The organism is Agrobacterium sp. 33MFTa1.1 (assembly GCF_004328495.1).
Classification (GTDB): Bacteria; Pseudomonadota; Alphaproteobacteria; order Rhizobiales; family Rhizobiaceae; genus Agrobacterium; species Agrobacterium pusense.
This window is the reverse complement of sequence record NZ_CP036359.1, coordinates 652,332-672,149: the sequence shown is the minus strand read 5'-3', so window position 1 is coordinate 672,149 and position 19,818 is coordinate 652,332. Positions and strand designations below refer to the sequence as shown.

Genomic DNA, 19,818 nt, shown 5'->3' with positions numbered 1-19,818 from the left:
TCCACAGATTGTCATGGCGCGAATTGACGAAGATGCGTTGACAACCATGCGTGGATTTGACCAGAGTCCCGCCCGACATGTCTGTTGCGGGGAGAGAACTGATGTCGTTGCGCGCGCTCGTCCGGATTTCGCTGGTTGCGGTCTCGGCCGCCATGATTTTTGCGCCAGCCATGGCGGCGGAACCCTCCCGCAAGGTCGTGACCACCCAAAATGGCGATTATTTCGGCTTCGATCTCAGGACGGAGCAAAACGTCTCGCTGGAGCAATGTGGCGAGATTTGCGCCGGGGACACATCCTGCAAGGCCTTTACCTACAATCCAAAGGTGAAATGGTGCTTCCTCAAATCTGATTTCAATCAGCTGAACGCCTTCCCCGGTGCGGTTGCGGGCAAGATTGTCGAAGTGGCGACGGAAGCCGATATCGGCGCGCCGCAGCGCCTGTCCTTCGTCACTGACAGCCTGCAGCAGGAAGCGCGCCGAATGAAATCCGGCCTTGCGGCGAATGACGGTGAGGGCGGGCAAGGCGTGGAAGCCCTCGTACAGACGGCGCGGCAGCAGGCGGCCGGGGGCAATATTCCCGATGCGGTTACGACCTATAAGCAGGCCCTTGCGATCACGCCAGACGACGGCGCGCTCTGGGCGGAGCTTTCCGAAACGGCGGCGCAGGTCACCGATAATTATTCGATCGCAGGGCAGGCGGCGTCTGCCGCCATCAATGCCTATCAGCTGAGCCGAACAGTCAGCGCCCGCACCGAAGCCCTGAACCGGCTGGCGAAGGCATTTGAAAGAACCCAGAATTATCGCGCAGCCCTCAATGCCTATAAGGAAAGCCTTGCGCTTACCGACGATTCACAGACAAAGGCGGCCTATGCCGACCTGCGCACGCGCCAGGGTTTTCGCGTCATCAACAATACGGTGGATACGGACAGCGTAAGCCCGCGCGCCTGCGTGCAGTTTTCCGAACCGCTGGTGAAGAATGGCGTCGATTATTCTTCCTTCATCACGCTGGATGGGGCAGCTCCTAAGGCCATCGAGGCGAAGGGCAGCGAAATTTGCGTCGAAGGCCTGACCCATGGCCAGCGCTACAAGATCGCACTGCGCGCCGGCCTGCCGTCTTCCGTGGAAGAGCCGCTGGAAAAACAGGTCAATCTCGATATTTACGTGCGTGACCGCACGGCCAGCGTGCGCTTCACCGGCGAGAATTTCGTGCTGCCGGGCAGTGCGCGCCGTGGCATTCCGATTGTCTCTGTGAATGCCGACAAGGCCGACCTGAAGCTTTATCGCGTCGGTGACCGCAATATCACCGCGCTGCTGGCAAATTCGCAGTTTCTGACGCAGATGGACGGTTACAATGCCGACCGTATCGAAAACGAAATCGGCGAGCTTGTCTGGCAGGGCTCGATTGATATCCAGCCCGATCTCAACAAGGATGTGGTCACGAGTTTTCCAGTGGATGAGGCCTTGCCGGAGCGCAAGCCGGGCATCTATGTGCTGACTGCCGTGCCGCCGGGCACGGCGCCGGAAACCTGGGATTCGCGCGCCACCCAATGGTTCCTCGTGTCGGATACCGGCATCACCACCTATGCCGGAACGGACGGTTTGAATGTATTTGTCCGTGCACTCGGCAGCGCCAAGCCGCTTGCGGACGTGGATCTGCAGCTCCTGGCGAAGAACAACGAGGTGCTGGGCACCGCGAAAACCGATGCGGACGGACGCGCGGTGTTCTCTGCCGGCCTGATGCGCGGCACGGCGGCTCAGGCGCCTGCCATCCTGACCGCGCGCAACGGCGATGAGGATTACGTGTTCCTCGATATGACCCGTGCAGGCTTCGATCTTTCGGATCGCGGCGTGACGGGACGTGCAGCACCCGGTGCTATCGACGTGTTCAGCTGGACCGAACGTGGCATCTACCGTGCCGGCGAGACCGTGCATGCCGCAGCCCTGGCCCGTGACGTTGACGGCAAGGCAATCGAGGACCTGCCGCTCACTTTCATTTTCTCACGCCCTGACGGGGTGGAAGACCGGCGCTTTGTCAGCGACGGCAAGGCGCTTGGCGGTCATGCGGTGGATCTGCCGTTGCAGGCAAATGCCATGCGCGGCACCTGGACATTGCGCATCCATACCGACCCGAAAACGGCTGCGATCAGCGAAAAGAGCTTCCTTGTCGATGATTTTGTGCCTGACCGCACCGAGTTTGACCTCTCGAGCAAGGCAAAACAGATCGATCCGGGCGCAGAAACGGCAATCGACGTTGATGGCCGTTATCTTTATGGCGCGCCCGCTGCCGGCCTGACGCTGGAAGGAGAGGTCGCGATCAAGCCGATGCGCACCAGCGCCGATTTCGAAGGGTATTTCTTCGGCCTGGCCGACGAGGAAAGCGAAGAGGAAAACCGCACGACGCTTGCCGATCTGCCGGTCCTGGATGAAGAGGGCAAAGCGAGCTTCAACGTTGATCTCACCGATCTGCCATCCACAACGCAGCTTCTCTCCGCCAACATCACCGTGCGCATGCGCGAAGCCGGCGGCCGCGCCGTGGAACGCTCGCTGGCGCTGCCCATCAGGGCGGAAGCATCCGTCATTGGCATCAAGCCGCAGTTTTCCGGCGATCTCGCCCAGAACTCCGTTGGACGTTTCCATATCATCGGTGTCAGTGCCGATGGTGCCAAACAGGCGATGAATGGCCTGACCTGGAAGCTCATCAAGGTAGAGCGTAACTATCAATGGTATCGTCAGGGTAATTCCTGGCGTTATGAGCCCGTGGAATACACCAAGCAGCAGGAAACCGGCACGCTTTCGGTCGACGCCAATGGCGGCGAAATTTCCGTGCCGGTCACCTGGGGCCGCTACCGGCTGGAAGTGGAGGGTGCGGGTAATGGCGCACCGGTTTCTAGTGTCGAATTCGATGCCGGTTTCTATGTCGAGGCAAGCTCGACGGAAACGCCGGATGCGCTGGAAATCGCGCTGGACAAACAGAGCTACAAGATCGGCGATACGGCCAAACTCAAGGTCTCCTCACGTTTCGCCGGTGAATTGATGATAACGTCCGGTTCGGAAAAGCTGATTGCGGTACAGAATGCCGAGATCGGCGAAGAGGGCGGCGAGATCGACATTCCGGTCACCGAGGAATGGGGCGCTGGCGCTTATGTGACGGCGACGCTGTTCCGCCCCGGCGACGCGCAGGAAAGCCGTATGCCCATGCGCGCCATCGGCATCAAGTGGCTTGCCGTCGATCCGGCCGAGCGCAAGCTTGCCGTCACACTCGGCGCGCCGCAGAAGACGCTGCCGCGCCAGCCGCTCGAAATTCCGATCACGGTTGCGGGGGCTGGTGTGGGCGAAAAGGCCTACGCCATCGTTGCGGCGGTCGATGTCGGCATCTTGAACCTCACCCGCTATGAGCCGCCGAAGCCGGATGAATGGTATTTCGGCCAGCGCCGGCTGGGACTGGAAATCCGCGACCTGTATGGCCGCCTGATTGACGGCTCGCTTGGCGCCACCGGCCGGCTGCGCACCGGCGGTGATGGCGGCGGGGCGGCCCTTCAGGGCAGCCCGCCCACGGAAAAGCTTGTGGCCTTCTTTGCCGGTCCGGTCGAACTCGACGCTAACGGCAAGGCGACTGTGAGCTTCGATATTCCGCAGTTCAACGGGACGGCCCGCATCATGGCGGTTGCCTGGACGAAGACCGGCGTGGGACATGCGGTTTCCGATGCCATCATTCGCGATCCCGTCGTGGTAACGGCCAGCGCGCCGAAATTCCTCGCCCCCGGCGATATCTCGCAATTGCGGCTTGATATCGCCAATACGGATGGCGACGCCGGCGACTACCGGCTGGATGTGACCAGCAATACGGCTCTGACGGTCGATCAGGGTGAAGTGTCGCAGACACTTGCGCTGCAAAAGGGCGGCAAGTCGTCTTTGACCGTTCCGCTGACGGGCGAACAGCCCGGCAATGGCGCGATCACAATCAAGGTCTCCAATGCGGCAGGTGTCTCGCTTGAGCAGGTTCTGAACATTCCGGTGCGCCCGGCCGTTCTTCCAGTCACGACGCGGCGCGAAATCAAGATTGCGCCGAACAGCAGCCTGACGATCAATGGCGATCTTCTGGCCGACAGCATGCTCCTCGGCTCGTCCGTCGCCGTTAATGTCACGCGCTCGCCCGCTTTCGATATCCCGGCGCTGGTGATGATGCTGGACAAATATCCTTATGGCTGCGCCGAACAGACGACGAGCCGCGCGCTGCCGCTGCTTTACGTCTCGGAACTGACGAAGGACAGCGGCATGGCTGAAGATCCCGACACCCGTAAGAGGGTTCAGGAAGCGGTCTACCGCGTGCTGTCCTTCCAGTCGAGTTCCGGCAGCTTCGGCCTCTGGTCGCCGGGTTACGGCGATCTGTGGCTCGATGCCTATATTACCGACTTCCTGACCCGCGCGCGCGAGCAGAAGTATGATGTCCCCGAAGCGGCCATGGTGCAGGCGTTGAACAACCTGCAGAACGGCCTGTCCTATGACAGCAATGTCAAGGATCGCGGCAACGAGATCGCCTATTCGCTTTATGTGCTGGCGCGCAACCGCAAGGCGGCGATCAACGATCTGCGTTATTACGCCGATACTGCGCTTGCCGATTTCCCGACGCCGCTTGCCAAGGCGCAGGTTGCCGCAGCCCTTTCGCTTTACGGCGACCAAACCCGTTCGAAGACCGTGTTCGGTGCGTCGCTCGACATGGCCAGCCGCGCCACCAATGTCAGCTTCGCCCGCGCCGATTACGGCTCGGCCCTTCGCGACGGTGCGGCGGCGCTGGCGCTGGCGGCGGAAAGCCGTCCGGTTCCGGCCGTCGTGCCGCAGCTTGCCGGTGCCGTGGCAAGGGAATGGGAAAAGAAGCCCTATACCAGCACACAGGAGCAGGCATGGATGCTGCTGGCCGCCCGGGCCGTGAAAGGCGAGGACAAGGATATCCGTCTCGATGTAAACGGTGATCTGCAGACCGGCGGTTTCGGGAAGCGGATGAGCGGCGACGAGTTGCTGGCCGCACCGCTGAAGATCGCCAATGCCTCGGCTGATTCGGTCACGGCCGTTGTCACTACGGTGGCCCCGCCGGCTCAGCCGCTCGCTGCCGGCGGCGAAGGCTTCACCATCACCCGCACCTATTACTCCATGGACGGTGAAGAGGTAAACCCGAGCGACGTCACACAGAACGAACGTTATGTCGTGGTTCTGAACGTGGTGCCGCAAAATAACTGGCAGTCGCGCATTCTGGTGACGGATCTACTGCCTTCCGGTTTCGAGATCGACAATCCGAGCCTCGTCAATTCGGCCGAACTGTCGAATTTCGACTGGTTGCCGGAAACGGAGGCGGCGCATACAGAATTCCGCTACGACCGTTTTGTGGCGGCCTTCGATCGCTCGGCAGGGGACAGTTCGGAAATTGCGCTGGCCTATGTCGTCCGCGCGGTCACTCCCGGTACTTATGATCATCCGGCGGCGTCTGTTGAGGATATGTACCGGCCGCAATTTGCCGCTCGCACCGCAACCGGCCGCATGGAGGTGCGTTCGGCGACCCCATGAGGCGGAAAAAAGCTGTCATCGTCGGCTTCGTTATGGCCGCATTGCTTATTGGCGGTGCGGCCTTCGGTCTGGATGCGCTGGACAAGGCCTACCCGCCGCCGCTCGAGGCAGCGCGGCAGCGATCCTTCGAGGTGTTGGACCGCGACGGCAAGTTGCTGCGTGCCTTCGCAACACCGGATGGCCGCTGGCGGCTCGACACCAAGGCGGCCGAAGTCGATCCGCAGTTCCTGCGGATGCTGGTCGCCTATGAGGACCAACGCTTTTACGACCATCACGGTATCGATCCCTGGGCCTTGCTGCGTTCCGCGTGGCAACTGGTGAGCAACGGCCGGATCGTATCCGGCGCCTCGACGCTTTCCATGCAGGTGGCGCGGCTGGTCGAGCCACGCGCCGACCGCTCCTTCTCGGCAAAGCTTCTTCAGGCCCTGCGGGCTATTCAAATCGAACGGCGGCTCAGCAAGGCGGATATCCTCGATCTTTATCTGAATATCGCGCCCTATGGCGGCAATCTCGAAGGCATACGCGCGGCCAGCCTCGCCTGGTTCGGCAAGGAGCCGGGAAGGCTCGACACGGCCGAGGCTGCCCTTCTGGTCGCCCTGCCGCAATTGCCGGAAAGGCGTCGCCCGGACAGGTATCCCGAGGCGGCGAGACAGGCAAGGGAACGGGTCTTGCAGAGGCTTGCCGTCGAACGTGTCGTGGGTGAGGGCGAAGCGGAACGGGCGACGCTTGCGGGCGTTCCGACCAGTCGGCGCGATCTGCCGGCGCTAGCACCGCACATGGCTGCTGCCGCGCGTGCGAAATTCCCCAATGCTGCGGAAATACACTCGACTCTGAAGCTTTCGATCCAGCGGGAACTGGAAGGCGTGGCGCGCCATGCAGCAGGAAAAATCGGCGATAAGGTATCCGTCGCCATCGTCATGGCCGACGCAGAGAGCGGGGATATTCTGGCGGAGGTCGGCTCGGCGGATTATCTCGATACCGCGAGGAGGGGTTTCGTGGAGATGAGCCGCGCGGTACGCTCGCCCGGATCGACCCTCAAGCCATTCATTTATGGCCTCGCCTTTGAGGATGGCCTGATCGGTCAGGAGACCATCATCGAGGATCGCCCGGCTGATTTTTCCGGTTACCGGCCGCGCAATTTCGACATGCATTATCAGGGCGATGTCAGCATCAGGCAGGCGCTGCAACTGTCGCTCAACGTGCCCGCCGTGAAATTGCTCGACGCGGTGAGCCCATCGGCGCTGATGGTTCGGTTCCGGCGGTCTGGCGTCACACTCGCGTTGCCCGGCAACGAAGCACCCGGGCTCGCCATTGCTCTCGGAGGCGCCGGTATTTCGCTTGTCGATCTTGTCCAGCTTTATGCCGGGCTAACAGGTGGCGACGGTCCGGTACGCCTCGGTGATGGCGTCCGCTCCGCCCCGGAACGACTGGAAGGCGACCGATTGTTTTCCGATGCCGCAATCTGGAACGTTTCGGACATCCTGTCCGGCGTGCTGCCGCCACTCGGCATGAAACAGCGCGGCATCGCCTACAAGACCGGCACCAGCTACGGTTACCGCGACGCCTGGTCGATCGGGTATGACGGGCGGCACGTGGTCGGCGTCTGGGTCGGCCGCGCCGATAACGGCGCCGTGCCGGGTATTGCCGGTTATGCGACGGCCGCTCCCATCCTCTTCGAGGCCTTTGAAAAATCGGGCGTGGCCATCACGCCAATGCCGGCAGCACCCTCCGGCGTCGCGCGCGTGAGCGTGGCCGACCTTCCGGCAAACCAGCGGCGTTTCACGACGACCGCAAACGGCCTGCTTTCGGCTTCAAGACGTGAAAGCGCCCCGCGCATCGTTTATCCGCCCGAGGGCGCGCGGGTGGAGCTTTCCGGCCAGTCGGGCATCTCGCCACTGGTGCTGAAGCTCCAGGGCGGGCGTGCACCCTTCCGCTGGCTCGCCAACGGTTTGCCTCTGCCGGATGCATCCCACCGTCGCAGCAGTGAATGGCGCCCGGAAGGGCAGGGGTTTTCCACACTCACGGTGATTGACGCCGATGGCCGTGCGTCGAGTGTCCGGATTTTCGTCGAATGACGACGGCGCGTCCAAGTCAACAACGCTGCCGAGGGCTCCTGTAAGACAGGCCTTGTGACCGTCTCGTCAACCAAGTGCGGCAAGCCGGTCAACCGCGGGGAGATGACCGGTCCAATCCTATTGAGCCACATCGAACGAATGGCGGTCGATCCGCTCCTGAAGCGAAGCCACAATCGCTTGCAGAAACTCCCGGCGTCTTTGATTGGTCGTTGCCGCCAGCGTCACCTGCAACCGGCTGCTGATCCTGTTCAGGAAGCCAACATGGTTGAAGCTGTCGGCGGCTATATTCACCTCCACCTCGTCCATGTAATGCGCCAGATGCGGTTCCAGCGCGAGATTTGCATCCGTCTGGTAGCAGGCAGCCATCTGTTCTCCAAGCGTGGACATCTGCACATATGGACCATATTCGTCGATCATCAAATCTCCCTCGTCTCGCGCGACCCACTTCGACAGGCGCCTCGTCGTCACTGATAGGAAATAGGAAGCGATCGCGGGCTTTCAACGTTCCCTTACGAAGCTTTGAACTTTCTGTGTTCTAGGAGGAAACGCTATTATGTCGGTCGATCTGATATTTGCCAATTGCAGGCGACCAGGCTGGCAAAGAATACGCTCTACTTCTCGCGCCCGGACCAGCTGTCTGCTGGTGGCTATCTGATTTATGTCATTGATTTTAAAAAATTTTCAGGAAATGGTGTCCACGAGAGGATTCGAACCTCCGACCCCAGGATTCATACCGCTTCGGCTTTCGCCGCCGCCCTGCCTTGTTGGGAAGGGCGTTCGTGGTCTGGACTGTCCCTTCACCATGGGCCGTGAGGCCTTTAGGTGCTGCCCATCCAGTCTCTACACCTTCACCGGATTTCTCCGGAGCTTGGCTCGGGATTGGCATGCTGGAAGACCAGCGAAGCTTTCCCCGACTTTGAGCAGATCGATTGCGTCGTTTCCGGACGCAACCCCCAATTTGTCTTAGGAATCCTGTGCTCTATCCTGCTGAGCTACGTGGACACTGAATTGCTCTTTAACCTGACCCAGCCGGCGGATCAACCGCGTTCTTCATCGCGGTTGATCTCGTCCTCCGCTTTCTTCGCGTTGGCCTGACATCAGCTCGTCAGGCGCTGTTCTGCAAGTTTCACCCAATAGGAGATGCCGTAGGCGATGGCTTCGTCGTTGAAGTCATAACCCGGATTGTGGAGCCCGGCCGAATCGCCATTGCCAATAAAGATGAAGCAGCCGGGCCTTTCCTTCAGCATGAAGGAGAAATCCTCTCCTGCCATGGAGGGATCGACATCGGGGTCTACATTCGGTTCGCCAACCACATCGCGGGCCACACGGATAGCGTGGTCGGTTTCAGCGGCGTGGTTGAAGGTCACCGGGCAATAGCGCTCATAGACGACTTCGGCTTCCGCGCCATTGGCAAGCGCAATGCCTTCCGCCATCTGCTTGATACGTTCCTGGGCGAGATCGCGCACTGTCTCATCGAGGCTGCGCACGGTGCCGGCGATCAGCGCCTCGTTGGGAATGATGTTGTGGCTGGAGCCGGCCTGAAATCGCGTGACCGAGACGACAACGGAGCGGATCGGATCGGCATTGCGTGAGGCGATCATCTGCAGGTTGCCTACGATCTGCGCGCCGATGGTGATGGGGTCGATCGTGCGATGCGGCTGGGCCGCATGGCCGCCTCGGCCCTTGACCGTGATTGAGAACTTGTCCGGTGCCGCCATGATGCCGCCCTTGCGGATGGCGAAGGCGCCAAGCGGAATGCCCGGCATATTGTGCATTCCGTAAACTTCGTCGATGCCGAAACGCTCCATCAGGCCGTCTTCGACCATGGCGAGCGCGCCGGCGCCGCCTTCTTCCGCTGGCTGGAAAATGACAGCGATCGAGCCCGCGAAATTGCGGGTCTCGGTGAGGTACTTCGCCGCGCCGAGAAGCATCGCGGTGTGGCCGTCATGGCCGCAGGCGTGCATGGCGCCGGGCGTTTTCGATGCCCAGGCTTTGCCGGTTTCCTCGACTATGGGCAGCGCGTCCATATCCGCGCGGAAGCCGATGGTGCGATTGCCTGGAAGATTGCCCCTGATGATGCCGACGACGCCGGTGCGGCCGAGACCGGTCACGATTTCGTCAACGCCGAAAGATTTCAGCTTCTCCGCGACGAAGGCCGCGGTTTTGTCGACATCATACAAAATCTCTGGATTTTCATGCAGGTGATGCCGCCATTCGCTGACTTCCCGCTGGAGTTCGGCGGCTCTGTTCAAAATCGGCATTCGTTCATTCCTGGGTTCATCGGTACGGCGTGTCGTAAAACTCCATCCTCCGTGGTGGATAGTGCGCCGCATAATTGACGTAATCAATGTACTTTGCCATTGCTAGGACATATATGGTGAATATTGCCATTCCCCGACTGAAGACGGGAATTCGAGGACTAGCCTTGCCACAGACTTTCAAATCGCCAAACGCCGCCCGCCGGCTTTCCGCAGCCATTGCCATCATCACCGCAGGTGTCGTCGCCGCGGCCCCGGTGGCCAATGCCAATCCGAAAATGGTGGTCGATGTCAAAACCGGCAAGGTGATCTCGCACCAAGAAGCCTTCCGCAAATGGTATCCGGCCTCGCTGACCAAGCTGATGACCGCCTATATCGCCTTTTCGCAGATGAAGGCTGGCAAGATCAGCCCGCAGACCGAAGTGGTGATGAGCAAGAAGGCCGCCGACCAGCCCGCCTCCAAGATGTATTTCAAGCCCGGCCAGAAACTGACGATGGACAGCGCGCTGAAGCTGCTGCTGATCAAGTCCGCCAACGATATTGCGGTCGCGATTGCGGAGACCATCGGCGGCAACACGGATAATTTCGTGGCGCAGATGAATGCGCAGGCGCAGCGCCTCGGTATGAATTCCACGCATTACGTGAACCCCAATGGTCTGCCGGGGAAGGGCCAGTACACGACGGCCCGCGACCTCGCGCTGCTGGCGCTGATCATCAAGCGGGAATTTCCCGAATATGCGCATTATTTCTCGCTTGAGGGCGTCACCACCGGCAAAAAGAATTACGCCAATTTCAATATGCTGGTTGGCCGCTTCGATGGCGCGGATGGCATGAAGACCGGCTTTATCTGCGCTTCCGGGTTCAACCAGGTGGCATCGGCCGTGCGCAATGGCCGCTCGATCATCACTGTGGTGCTGGGTGCCGATAGTCTCGCGGGTCGAACCGACCAGTCGGCCGATCTTCTGCAGATGGGCCTGACGTCTCCTTCCGGTCAGGGTGTCTCGCTCGCCTCGCTTGCCCCTTATGGCGATACCGCAGAGGTCAACGATATCAGCGCCGAAATATGCAACCCGAAGGCGGCCAAAATCCGCAGTGAGGGACGCGACGATGCCGGCCGCATGGTCATCCATTCGCCCTATGTGCAGGAAATGACCCGCCCGCCGGAATATTCCTTTGCCGGTCTTATACCGGGCAGCGAGACGGTCGCGGTTAATGCGCCCAAGGGCGCGGCCGCAAAGGGCCAATTGGCGAATGTGCCGATCCCGATCCCGCGCCCCACATTCTGACGGACAGGCGAAGGTGCCGGGAGAGGTCTCCCGGCCGCCTGCCATTTGGCTATTCGCAGATCGATCATGTTATGATATTACAGTGGCGCTCGCGGCTTCCAGCCTCGGGCGATTTGTTTTAGCTTCATGCCGTTGCGGGTTTTACGTCCTGAACTGACTTCCCCAAAGCGGCAATCAACATACAGGCCAGACATGTCTCGCGATCGTATCCCGGTTTCCATTATCACCGGATTTCTCGGCGCCGGAAAATCGACTCTGCTCAATCGGCTCCTCAAGGATCCTGACATGAGCGACGCAGCGATCATCATCAATGAATTCGGCGATGTCAGCATCGATCACATGCTGGTCGAAAGCGCGGGCGAGGGCATTATAGAACTGGCGGAAGGGTGCCTTTGTTGCACCGTGCGCGGCGAACTGGTGGACACGCTGGCGGAACTGATGGACGGTATCCAGACCGGCAAGCTGAAGCCGGTGAAGCGCGTGGTCATCGAAACGACCGGCCTTGCCGATCCCGCTCCCGTCATGCAGTCGGTCATGGGTAACCCGGTCATTGCGCAGAATTTCGTGCTGGTTGGCATGGTCACTGTGGTGGATGCCGTGAATGGCCTCTCCACACTCGACAATCATCAGGAAGCCGTGAAACAGGTGGCTGTGGCCGATCGTCTTGTGGTGACGAAACGAGCGCTCGCCGATGACGCCACGATTGCGGCATTGACTGCCCGCCTAGAGGCGCTCAATCCGCGCGCGATCATCGAGGACGGTGACAAAACCGACTGGAGCGCAGCTTATCTGCTCAATAACGGCCTTTACGATGCCGGCAATAAAACTGCCGATGTCAGCCGTTGGTTAGGCGAAGAGGCGCTGCACGATCACCACCACCATGATCATGCACATGATCACCATCACGGCGACCACGATGATCACCACCACCACCATGACCACGACGTGAACCGCCACGATGCATCCATTCGTTCCTTTTCGATCATACACGACGAGCCGATAAGCCCAATGGCCATCGACATGTTTGTGGATTTGCTGCGCTCGGCGCATGGTGAAAAGCTTCTGCGCATGAAGGCCATCGTAAAGCTCACGGACAATCCGGACAGGCCGTTGGTGCTCCATGGCGTGCAGACGATTTTTCACGCGCCGGAGCGTCTTTCCGCCTGGCCGGACCCCGCTGATCAGCGCACGCGCATGGTGCTGATTACGAAGGATTTGCCGGAGGCTTTCGTAAAGGACCTCTTCGCTGCCTTCACCAGCGCGCCGGGTATTGACCGGCCGGACAGGCAGGCGCTGACGGATAACCCTTTGGCGGTTTTGGGGTTGCGGTTTTGAAGTAGTATGGAATGGCGGCCGGGCGGGATGTGGCTTACCCCCCTCTGTCCTGCCGGACATCTCCCCCTCAAGGGGGGAGATCGACAAGGGGCCTGCTCCGAATACTCTTTTCCGCATCGACGGTCGCAGCGAGCATATTGGCGAGGGAACGAGCGGCCACAGCGACTGATCTCCCCATTGAGGGGGAAATGTCCGGCAGGACAGAGGGGGGTGAACCACCGGCGACACCGTCAAACGTCGGTTTTCCCACCCTTCACAATCCGAAACCGATGGCCCTTATCCAGCGCCGTCGTCTCCACCAGACGATGCCCATCCTCATTGCACATATGTGCAATATCGATCACCGCCAAAGGATCGGTCGTCTCGACGGTGAGAACATCCCCCGTCTTCAGCGTTGCAAGTTTCTTGCGGCTTCTCAAAACCGGAAGGGGGCATTTAAGCCCCCTCAAATCATAGACGATCTCGGTTGTTGCGGTCATTCCTTGGCCCAGAACTTCCAGAAGGGCTTCTTCTCCGGTGCTTCCGGCGCCGGGGCTGCGGAATAGGCAAGCGGGTTCATGGCTGGCACCGGAACGCTCTGCACAGCAGCGCCAGTCTGGCCTGCTGCAGGCGTAGCCGAGGCAACCATTGTCGGTGCAGCTGGTGCCGGGTTCGATTGCGGCGCCGTGGCCGGCTGGTTAGCCGAAGGGCGAGGGCCACGTAGCGCCGAGGCGGTTGCGGTGGTCGCTGGCGAAGACGATGTCACCTGCTGCGCCTTCTTCTCCATCAGCGCGGCATATTCCGTTTCCTTCATCAGCTTGCCGGCCTTCAGCGCCGAGCCCGTCGGGGCATAGGCGGGTTCGCGGCCCTTGCGCTTTTCGGCCACCAGCGCCTTGCGCTCGGCTTCGCTCGGGTCGTACCAGGCCATGCCTTCATATTTCTTCATCGCCTTTTCATAGGCGAGATCGTAGGTCTTCTCATAGCTCGAAAGCGCGCTGACGAGTGCAGGCGGCGTGCTCATGGGCGGGCACTGGGCCGACGCGTTGAAGCTGCCACCTTCCGCCTGCTGGTTGAAGACATATTTCTTCTCGCAGACATTCACTTCCGGCGGACGTTTGGTCACTTCGAAATTGTCGTAGCCGACCTTTAGCATCTTCCAGAATTCGAGGTGCTCGCTCTTGCGATGACGGGCCATGTTTTCCGCCGTCATGCGGAAAGGAAATGCCTGCAGCTGAACTGTCTTCTGGCCGCCCTTGAAGGCATCGCGGGCAAAACCGTAGATTTCAAGAATCTGCGCATCCGTCATCGAGTAACAGCCTGATGATGAGCAGGCGCCATGGATCATCAGGTTGGTGCCGTTGCGGCCATTGGCAGCATCGTAGCGGTTCGGGAAGCCGGTATTGATGGCGAGGTAATATTTCGAATTCGGATTGAGATGGGCTGGCGTCAGGTTGTAGAAACCTTCCGGCGCCTGCCGGTCGCCTTCCTTGACCTTGGGGCCGAGTTTTCCCGACCATGCGCAGATTTGATATTCGGCAATCTTGTCGAAACGGTTATCGCGCTTGGCCTTCCAGATTTCCAGCGCACCTTCTTCCTTGAAGATACGGATCATGATCGGCGACGTGCGGTCCATGCCCTTCTTGTCGATCTCGGCCAGAATGGACGGAGACAGCGGGTAATCAACCTTGTTCTTGATGTGCGACACATCACGTTCGACGGTTTCGAGTGTATCGTTACAACCGGCGAGAACGAGCGCGGTACAGGCAAGAAGTGCAAAATGTGTCAAACGCATGATCTGATCCGAAAGACGATGGCACGAAGTGGCGGCAGTTCTATACCGTTCCGTGTGCAATTTAAATACGGTATTAACCGTTTACATCTTCTTAACTCAAATCGGATCCGCCCCCGCGGCCGCCGATCCATCTTTTGATGTGACCGGACTATGGCCGAGTTGGGGCGATAGCGGCGGAAATTAAGGCCGCCTCAGAGATTACGGCCGATATCCAGGAACTTCTGGCGGCGTTCGGCCCTAAGCTGCGTGCCCGAGCGCTGGGAAAGATCGGCCAGCGCCTTGGCGATAACGTCGCCTGTCGCGCTGATCACGGTTTCCGGCGCGCGATGCGCGCCACCGATCGGCTCGGGAATGATACCATCGATGACGCCGAGCGACTTCAGGTCTTCCGAAGTGATTTTCATATTGGTCGCGGCTTCCTTGGCGCGGGTCGAATCGCGCCAGAGAATGGAGGCCGCACCTTCCGGCGAGATTACAGAGTAGATTGCATGTTCCAGCATGTAGACGCGGTTGCCGGTGGCAATCGCGATGGCTCCGCCCGAGCCGCCTTCGCCGATGACGACGGAGACGATCGGCACCTTCACGTTCAGGCACATTTCCGTCGAGCGGGCGATGGCCTCAGCCTGGCCGCGCTCTTCCGCACCGACGCCGGGGTAGGCGCCCGCGGTATCGATAAGCGTGACGACAGGCAGCGAGAAGCGGTCGGCCAATTCCAGCACGCGGATAGCCTTGCGGTAACCTTCCGGCCGCGGGCTGCCGAAATTATGTTTCAGGCGGCTCTTGGTGTCATTGCCCTTTTCCTGGCCGATAATTGCGACTGGCTGACCGTTGAAACGGGCAAGGCCGGCCTGTATGGCGGCGTCTTCGGAGAACTTGCGGTCGCCGGCAAGCGGCGTGAAATCCGTAAACAGCGCCTTGGCGTAATCAACGAAATGCGGACGCTGCGGATGACGCGCGACCTGCGTTTTCTGCCAGGCGTTAAGCTTGGAATAGATGTCCTGCATCGCATCGTTGACGCGCGATTCCAGGCGGTTGATCTCCTCCGAGGTGTCTATGCTCTCGTCTTCATCGGCAAGCTTCTTCAGCTCGATGATCTTGCCCTCAAGGTCCGAGATAGGTTTTTCGAAGTCGAGATAATTGTGCATGAGATCCGTTTCCGATCGTTTTGCGCAAGGTTTGACCGGATTATCCGGCGGTTCCGGTCGCTCTAATCAAGGTTTTTGCCCTGTTTGGCAAGGGGGTGATGTGTTTGTACCAGCTCTTGCAAGCGTTCTTCCAGCACATGTGTATAGATTTGTGTCGTGGAAATGTCGGAGTGGCCGAGCAGTTCCTGCACCGCGCGCAAATCCGCACCGTTCTGCAAGAGGTGGCTGGCGAAGGCGTGGCGCAGCACATGCGGTGACACTGCCGAGGGGTGCAGCCCGGCCCGAATGGCGATGTCCTTGAGGTCGCGGGCGAAGACCTGACGGGGCAGATAGCCCTCCTTGCTGTTGGATGGGAAGAGCCACGGGCTATCCGTCGCTTCGGCCTTTTTCGTTGCCTTGCCTTTTTCTGAGGGAAGCGCCTTTCGGGCGGCTTCATATTTTTCCATGGCCTCGATGGCCGTTCGGGAAAGAAGAACCATCCGGTCCTTGTTACCCTTGCCGCGGATCATCAGGAAACGTCCTTCCTGACGCAGCACTTTGACCGGAAGCGAGACGAGTTCGCTGACACGCATGCCGGTGGCATAAAGAAGCTCAAGCAGCAGATGCATGCGGATGCGCGCGAGCTGGCCGGGACCTTCGTTTGCCGCTTCCTGCGCCGCGAGCCCAAGGAGACGGTTTACATCGGCGACGCTCATCGTTTTCGGCAGGGCAACGCCCTTCTTGGGCGCATCGATGATGCCGGTCGGGTCGTCACTGCGCAGGCCTTCCGAATAAAGAAAGCGATAAAACTGCCGCATGGATGAGAGGCGTCTCGCCTGCGAGGTCGCAGCGAAGCCTTGCGCGGAAAGATGGGTCAAATAGGCGGAAAGGTCCGATGTGGCGGCTTCTGTCAGAGACTGGCGGCGGCTCCCAAGGAATTCGCGCAGGTCCGTCAGATCACGCTCGTAAGATGCGAGCGTGTTGGCGGCTGCACCCCGCTCGGCGCTCATCATCTCCAGAAAACTCTCCAGCCGCGCGCTGTCGCGCCCCGCCACCGGTTGACCGCTCATGGGGTGCGCCTTGCCGGTTCTGCCCCCGGTGGGTTCAGCCTTTCCGAGGGAATGCGCACGGTTACTTCGCGGTCGCGGGGCTGAACGACCATGACGAGCAGCACCATGCCGCCATAGACCAGCCCCGCGATGGTCGCCAGTATCATCGTGAAGCGGAAGAGGGTGGGCATGGCGGCTCCGTGAAGGTGGCGATCGAAACGTATATGCGGTGCGGCGAAACCGGCGGCAAGCTGAAAAAGCCTGCCACTGTCACCGCCGCATGCGGCGATCATTGTGATTCACCGCAATTCAGTCAGCAATTTGGCTTGACGCTTCGTAAACATTTGCAGATATCCATGCCAAACGGGCTTTCAAATTTATGAGCGAAACGAATTTATCCGTCCCGGCCACACTCGGGGAGCAAGCGCGGGCAAAACTCGGACGGCGCAATATCGTCTTTGTCGGACTGATGGGCGCCGGAAAGTCGGCGATAGGCCGCATGGTTGCCCAGCACCTCAGGGTTCCCTTCATCGATACAGATGTCGAAATCGAACGGGTTTCGCGCATGACGATATCAGAACTTTTTGCCACCTATGGTGAAGAAGAATTCCGGGCGCTGGAAACGCGGGTCATCAAGCGGCTGCTGCGCGGCGGGCCCAAGGTCATCTCAACTGGCGGCGGCGCCTTCATAAACGACAATACGCGCCGGCACATCAGCCGTGGTGGGATTTCGCTGTGGCTGAAGGCGGATCTGGAGGTGTTGTGGGAGAGGGTGAACAAGCGTGATCACCGCCCGCTTCTCAAGACCGAAAACCCCAGGGCCACGCTGGCGGCCCTGATGGAGAAGCGCTATCCGATCTATTCGGAAGCAGATCTCACCATCGAATCCCGTGATGTCCGCAAGGAAATCATCGTGACCGAAGTGCTGGCCGCCATTGCCGGCATCGAACAGAAAGACTGATTCCCATGACGCCTTCTGAAATCCACGCCGATGAACGTCTCGTCCATGTGCCGCTCGGCGAGCGCGCCTATGACATTCTGATCGGGCCGGGCCTCATCGGCCGGGCTGGCGGCGAAATCTCGGCGCGGCTGAGGGGCCGGCGTGCGGCGATCATCACCGATGAGCATGTCGCGCCGCTCTACCTTGAAGGCTTGATGGATGGACTGCAGACGGACGGCATCGAGGCTGTTTCCCTGACCCTGCCGGCCGGTGAAAAGACCAAGAGCTTCGAGCATCTCGTCACTGTCTGCGATGCGGTTCTAGCCGCAAGGGTGGAGCGCAATGATGCGGTGATCGCGCTTGGCGGCGGCGTGATCGGCGATCTCGCCGGTTTTGCGGCCGGTATCGTCCGCCGCGGCGTACGTTTCGTGCAGATACCGACCTCGCTTCTGGCGCAGGTCGATTCCTCCGTCGGTGGCAAGACCGGCATCAACACCCGCCACGGCAAGAACCTCATTGGCGTCTTCCACCAGCCTGATCTGGTGCTGGCGGATACGGCGGTGCTCGATACGCTCAGTCCGCGCGAATTCCGCGCCGGCTACGCCGAAGTGGTGAAATACGGCCTGATCGACAAGCCGGATTTTTTCTTCTGGCTGGAAAAGAACTGGGACGACATCCGCACCGGCGGCCCTGCCCGCATCCAGGCGATTGCGACCAGCTGCCAGGCCAAGGCAGACGTGGTGGTGGCCGACGAAAAGGAAAACGGCGTACGCGCCCTTCTGAATCTCGGGCACACCTTCGGTCACGCACTGGAGGCGGCGACCAATTACGACAGCAAGCGGCTGGTGCATGGTGAAGGTGTCGCCATCGGCATGGTGCTGGCGCACCAGTTCTCTGCCCGCCTGAACCTCGCAAGTCCTGACGATGCCGCGCGCGTCGAAGCGCACCTGAAGGCAGTCGGCCTGCCGACCACGATGAAAGATATTCCTGGAGAATTGCCGCCCGTCGAAACGCTGATGACGGCAATTGCGCAGGACAAGAAAGTCAAGGGCGGCAAGCTCACCTTCATCCTCACCCACGGCATTGGCCAGTCCTTCGTGGCGGACGACGTTGCGGCATCCGAGGTGCAGTCCTTCCTGTCGGAGAAGCATCCGGGGTGAACTGGCGCTGAGAGGTACGGTGAGGACGCCCCCTCATCGCCTCGCTTCGCTCCGGCACTTCTCCCCGGCGGGGAAAAGAACAAGCTGTTTTGGCAATGCTCTACGGGGAAAAGTTGCTGGCGCGTTGAGCAAGGCGTTGCCGCCCGGTTTCTTCTCTCCGCCGGTGAGAAGGTAGCCGAAGGGCCGGGTAAGGGGGCTTGCTCTCGGTTCTGATGACAACCTTTACTTAAAACCGCACCGCTTCCCCCGGTGCCGCGGCCTCTATCGCCAGAGCATGCAGCCCGGCATCGAGTTCGGGCTTCAAAAGTGCGTTGATTGCCCGGTGCCGTTCGATGCGGGACTTGCCGGAAAAGCTCTCCGACACTATCTGAACACGCATATGCGTCTCGCCGGTACCTGTGATATCCGGCTGGTGGCCCGCATGCATCTGGCTTTCATCGACGACCCTCAGGCGCTCCGGTGAAAAGCTTTCCCGAAGCTTGGTTTCTATGCGCTCTCGCAGAGACATTCGAAGGGCTCCAATTCTGTTTGCCGGTCTTTTAAGGGGGCTCCCTAAAAGCCTGTAACATTCCGCTTTGTCAATTCTTGTTGTGCGGCTTTTCGCACCCCATAATCAGGGCATCATGAAACTGGATTCGAAATATTTCGACCGCATCCGCACGCGCCGGAAAAGGGAGCGGGAACCTGAGGTTCAGGCCCCAACCTGCCAGTGGGACGGATGCGACAAGCCGGGCATTCACCGGGCACCCGTCGGCCGCAATGCCGAGGGGCAATTCTTCCTGTTCTGTTTTGAGCACGTGAAGGAATATAATAAAGGCTACAATTATTTCTCCGGCCTGTCCGACAGCGAAATCGCCCGTTACCAGAAGGAAGCGATCACCGGCCATCGCCCCACCTGGACGGTTGGCGTCAACAAGACCGCCCGCGACAGCCCGCTGCATTCCACGCTGCGCTCCGGCACGGCGAGCGGCAATGCCCGTATCCGTGATCCTTTCGGCTTTGCCGGCGGTTTTGCGGGCGGCTCGAAGGCAGGCGGCACCCGCATGCAGCAGGACCGCAAATTGAAGACGCTGGAGGCAAAAGCCTTCGATACGCTCGGACTTTCTTCCAGTGCAAAGCAGGAAGACATAAAAAGGCGCTATAAGGAGCTTGTCAAAAAGCACCATCCTGATGCTAATGGTGGCGATCGTGGTTCGGAAGAACGTTTTCGGGCTGTTGTTCAAGCATATCAATTGTTAAAGCAGTCAGGTTTCTGCTAAGCC

15 protein-coding genes are annotated in these 19,818 nt (G+C 60.1%); 7 read left to right on the top strand and 8 right to left on the bottom strand.

Annotated features, from left to right (window positions below):
* Positions 1-101: 101 nt before the first annotated feature.
* A complete protein-coding gene (locus tag EYD00_RS16905) occupies positions 102-5,558 on the top strand; it encodes an alpha-2-macroglobulin family protein (protein ID WP_034497262.1) in 5,457 nt (1,818 codons plus the stop codon).
* Positions 5,555-7,633: a penicillin-binding protein 1C gene (gene pbpC / locus EYD00_RS16900; protein WP_034497260.1), complete on the top strand. Its 2,079-nt coding sequence runs from the start codon at positions 5,555-5,557 to the stop codon at positions 7,631-7,633. Before EYD00_RS16905 ends, pbpC begins: the two co-directional genes overlap by 4 nt.
* A gap of 117 nt (positions 7,634-7,750) precedes the next feature.
* On the opposite strand, the gene EYD00_RS16895 is transcribed toward pbpC, so the two are convergent.
* Positions 7,751-8,050, bottom strand: a complete 300-nt coding sequence (locus EYD00_RS16895) for a hypothetical protein (RefSeq protein WP_034497258.1) — start codon at positions 8,048-8,050, stop codon at positions 7,751-7,753.
* Positions 8,051-8,730: 680 nt separating this feature from the next.
* Positions 8,731-9,894 (bottom strand): M20 aminoacylase family protein, encoded by a 1,164-nt coding sequence (locus EYD00_RS16890; protein WP_034497253.1) that lies wholly within the window; start codon positions 9,892-9,894, stop codon positions 8,731-8,733.
* A gap of 164 nt (positions 9,895-10,058) precedes the next feature.
* Here EYD00_RS16890 and EYD00_RS16885 point away from each other — a divergent pair, with 164 nt between their 5' ends.
* The gene (locus EYD00_RS16885) at positions 10,059-11,177 is read left to right on the top strand and encodes a D-alanyl-D-alanine carboxypeptidase family protein (RefSeq protein WP_034497250.1); all 1,119 of its coding nucleotides are present in this window, start codon (positions 10,059-10,061) and stop codon (positions 11,175-11,177) included.
* 192 nt (positions 11,178-11,369) lie between these two features.
* A complete protein-coding gene (locus EYD00_RS16880) occupies positions 11,370-12,512 on the top strand; it encodes a CobW family GTP-binding protein (RefSeq protein ID WP_034497247.1) in 1,143 nt (380 codons plus the stop codon).
* Between the two features lie 230 nt (positions 12,513-12,742).
* Here EYD00_RS16880 and EYD00_RS16875 read toward each other — a convergent pair whose 3' ends face one another.
* The 5 genes from EYD00_RS16875 to EYD00_RS16855 form a co-directional block, all read right to left on the bottom strand.
* Complete coding sequence (locus EYD00_RS16875) at positions 12,743-12,991, bottom strand: sulfurtransferase TusA family protein (RefSeq protein WP_034497244.1); 249 nt, start codon at positions 12,989-12,991, stop codon at positions 12,743-12,745.
* Positions 12,988-14,283, bottom strand: a complete 1,296-nt coding sequence (locus tag EYD00_RS16870; protein ID WP_034497242.1) for a L,D-transpeptidase family protein — start codon at positions 14,281-14,283, stop codon at positions 12,988-12,990. Before EYD00_RS16870 ends, EYD00_RS16875 begins: the two co-directional genes overlap by 4 nt.
* Before the next feature lie 191 nt (positions 14,284-14,474).
* Positions 14,475-15,428 (bottom strand): acetyl-CoA carboxylase carboxyltransferase subunit alpha, encoded by a 954-nt coding sequence (locus EYD00_RS16865; RefSeq protein WP_004445681.1) that lies wholly within the window; start codon positions 15,426-15,428, stop codon positions 14,475-14,477.
* A 62-nt stretch (positions 15,429-15,490) separates the two neighbouring features.
* Entirely contained in the window at positions 15,491-16,477 is a 987-nt protein-coding gene (gene xerD / locus EYD00_RS16860; RefSeq protein WP_034497241.1) for a site-specific tyrosine recombinase XerD, read from the bottom strand.
* The gene (locus EYD00_RS16855; RefSeq protein ID WP_034497628.1) at positions 16,474-16,647 is read right to left on the bottom strand and encodes a hypothetical protein; all 174 of its coding nucleotides are present in this window, start codon (positions 16,645-16,647) and stop codon (positions 16,474-16,476) included. Before EYD00_RS16855 ends, xerD begins: the two co-directional genes overlap by 4 nt.
* Before the next feature lie 188 nt (positions 16,648-16,835).
* On the opposite strand from EYD00_RS16855, the gene EYD00_RS16845 reads away from it, so the two are divergent.
* Both EYD00_RS16845 and aroB read left to right on the top strand, forming a co-directional pair.
* The gene (locus EYD00_RS16845) at positions 16,836-17,417 is read left to right on the top strand and encodes a shikimate kinase (RefSeq protein ID WP_006697150.1); all 582 of its coding nucleotides are present in this window, start codon (positions 16,836-16,838) and stop codon (positions 17,415-17,417) included.
* Between the two features lie 5 nt (positions 17,418-17,422).
* Positions 17,423-18,556 (top strand): 3-dehydroquinate synthase, encoded by a 1,134-nt coding sequence (gene aroB / locus EYD00_RS16840; RefSeq protein WP_004445676.1) that lies wholly within the window; start codon positions 17,423-17,425, stop codon positions 18,554-18,556.
* Positions 18,557-18,782: 226 nt separating this feature from the next.
* Here the strand turns inward: aroB and EYD00_RS16835 are convergent, their stop codons facing one another.
* Positions 18,783-19,064: a BolA family protein gene (locus EYD00_RS16835; protein WP_004445674.1), complete on the bottom strand. Its 282-nt coding sequence runs from the start codon at positions 19,062-19,064 to the stop codon at positions 18,783-18,785.
* A gap of 115 nt (positions 19,065-19,179) precedes the next feature.
* Between EYD00_RS16835 and EYD00_RS16830 the strand changes: the two genes are divergently transcribed.
* A complete protein-coding gene (locus EYD00_RS16830; protein ID WP_004445673.1) occupies positions 19,180-19,815 on the top strand; it encodes a J domain-containing protein in 636 nt (211 codons plus the stop codon).
* Positions 19,816-19,818: the final 3 nt, after the last annotated feature.

Coding starts and splice junctions, on each gene's coding strand:
- EYD00_RS16905 (WP_034497262.1), top strand. CDS start 102: ATGTCGTTGCGCGCGCTCGTCCGGATTTCGCTGGTTGCGGTCTCGGCC.
- pbpC (WP_034497260.1), top strand. CDS start 5,555: ATGAGGCGGAAAAAAGCTGTCATCGTCGGCTTCGTTATGGCCGCATTG.
- EYD00_RS16895 (WP_034497258.1), bottom strand. CDS start 8,050: ATGATCGACGAATATGGTCCATATGTGCAGATGTCCACGCTTGGAGAA.
- EYD00_RS16890 (WP_034497253.1), bottom strand. CDS start 9,894: ATGCCGATTTTGAACAGAGCCGCCGAACTCCAGCGGGAAGTCAGCGAA.
- EYD00_RS16880 (WP_034497247.1), top strand. CDS start 11,370: ATGTCTCGCGATCGTATCCCGGTTTCCATTATCACCGGATTTCTCGGC.
- EYD00_RS16875 (WP_034497244.1), bottom strand. CDS start 12,991: ATGACCGCAACAACCGAGATCGTCTATGATTTGAGGGGGCTTAAATGC.
- EYD00_RS16870 (WP_034497242.1), bottom strand. CDS start 14,283: ATGCGTTTGACACATTTTGCACTTCTTGCCTGTACCGCGCTCGTTCTC.
- EYD00_RS16865 (WP_004445681.1), bottom strand. CDS start 15,428: ATGCACAATTATCTCGACTTCGAAAAACCTATCTCGGACCTTGAGGGC.
- xerD (WP_034497241.1), bottom strand. CDS start 16,477: ATGAGCGGTCAACCGGTGGCGGGGCGCGACAGCGCGCGGCTGGAGAGT.
- EYD00_RS16855 (WP_034497628.1), bottom strand. CDS start 16,647: ATGCCCACCCTCTTCCGCTTCACGATGATACTGGCGACCATCGCGGGG.
- EYD00_RS16845 (WP_006697150.1), top strand. CDS start 16,836: ATGAGCGAAACGAATTTATCCGTCCCGGCCACACTCGGGGAGCAAGCG.
- aroB (WP_004445676.1), top strand. CDS start 17,423: ATGACGCCTTCTGAAATCCACGCCGATGAACGTCTCGTCCATGTGCCG.
- EYD00_RS16835 (WP_004445674.1), bottom strand. CDS start 19,064: ATGTCTCTGCGAGAGCGCATAGAAACCAAGCTTCGGGAAAGCTTTTCA.
- EYD00_RS16830 (WP_004445673.1), top strand. CDS start 19,180: ATGAAACTGGATTCGAAATATTTCGACCGCATCCGCACGCGCCGGAAA.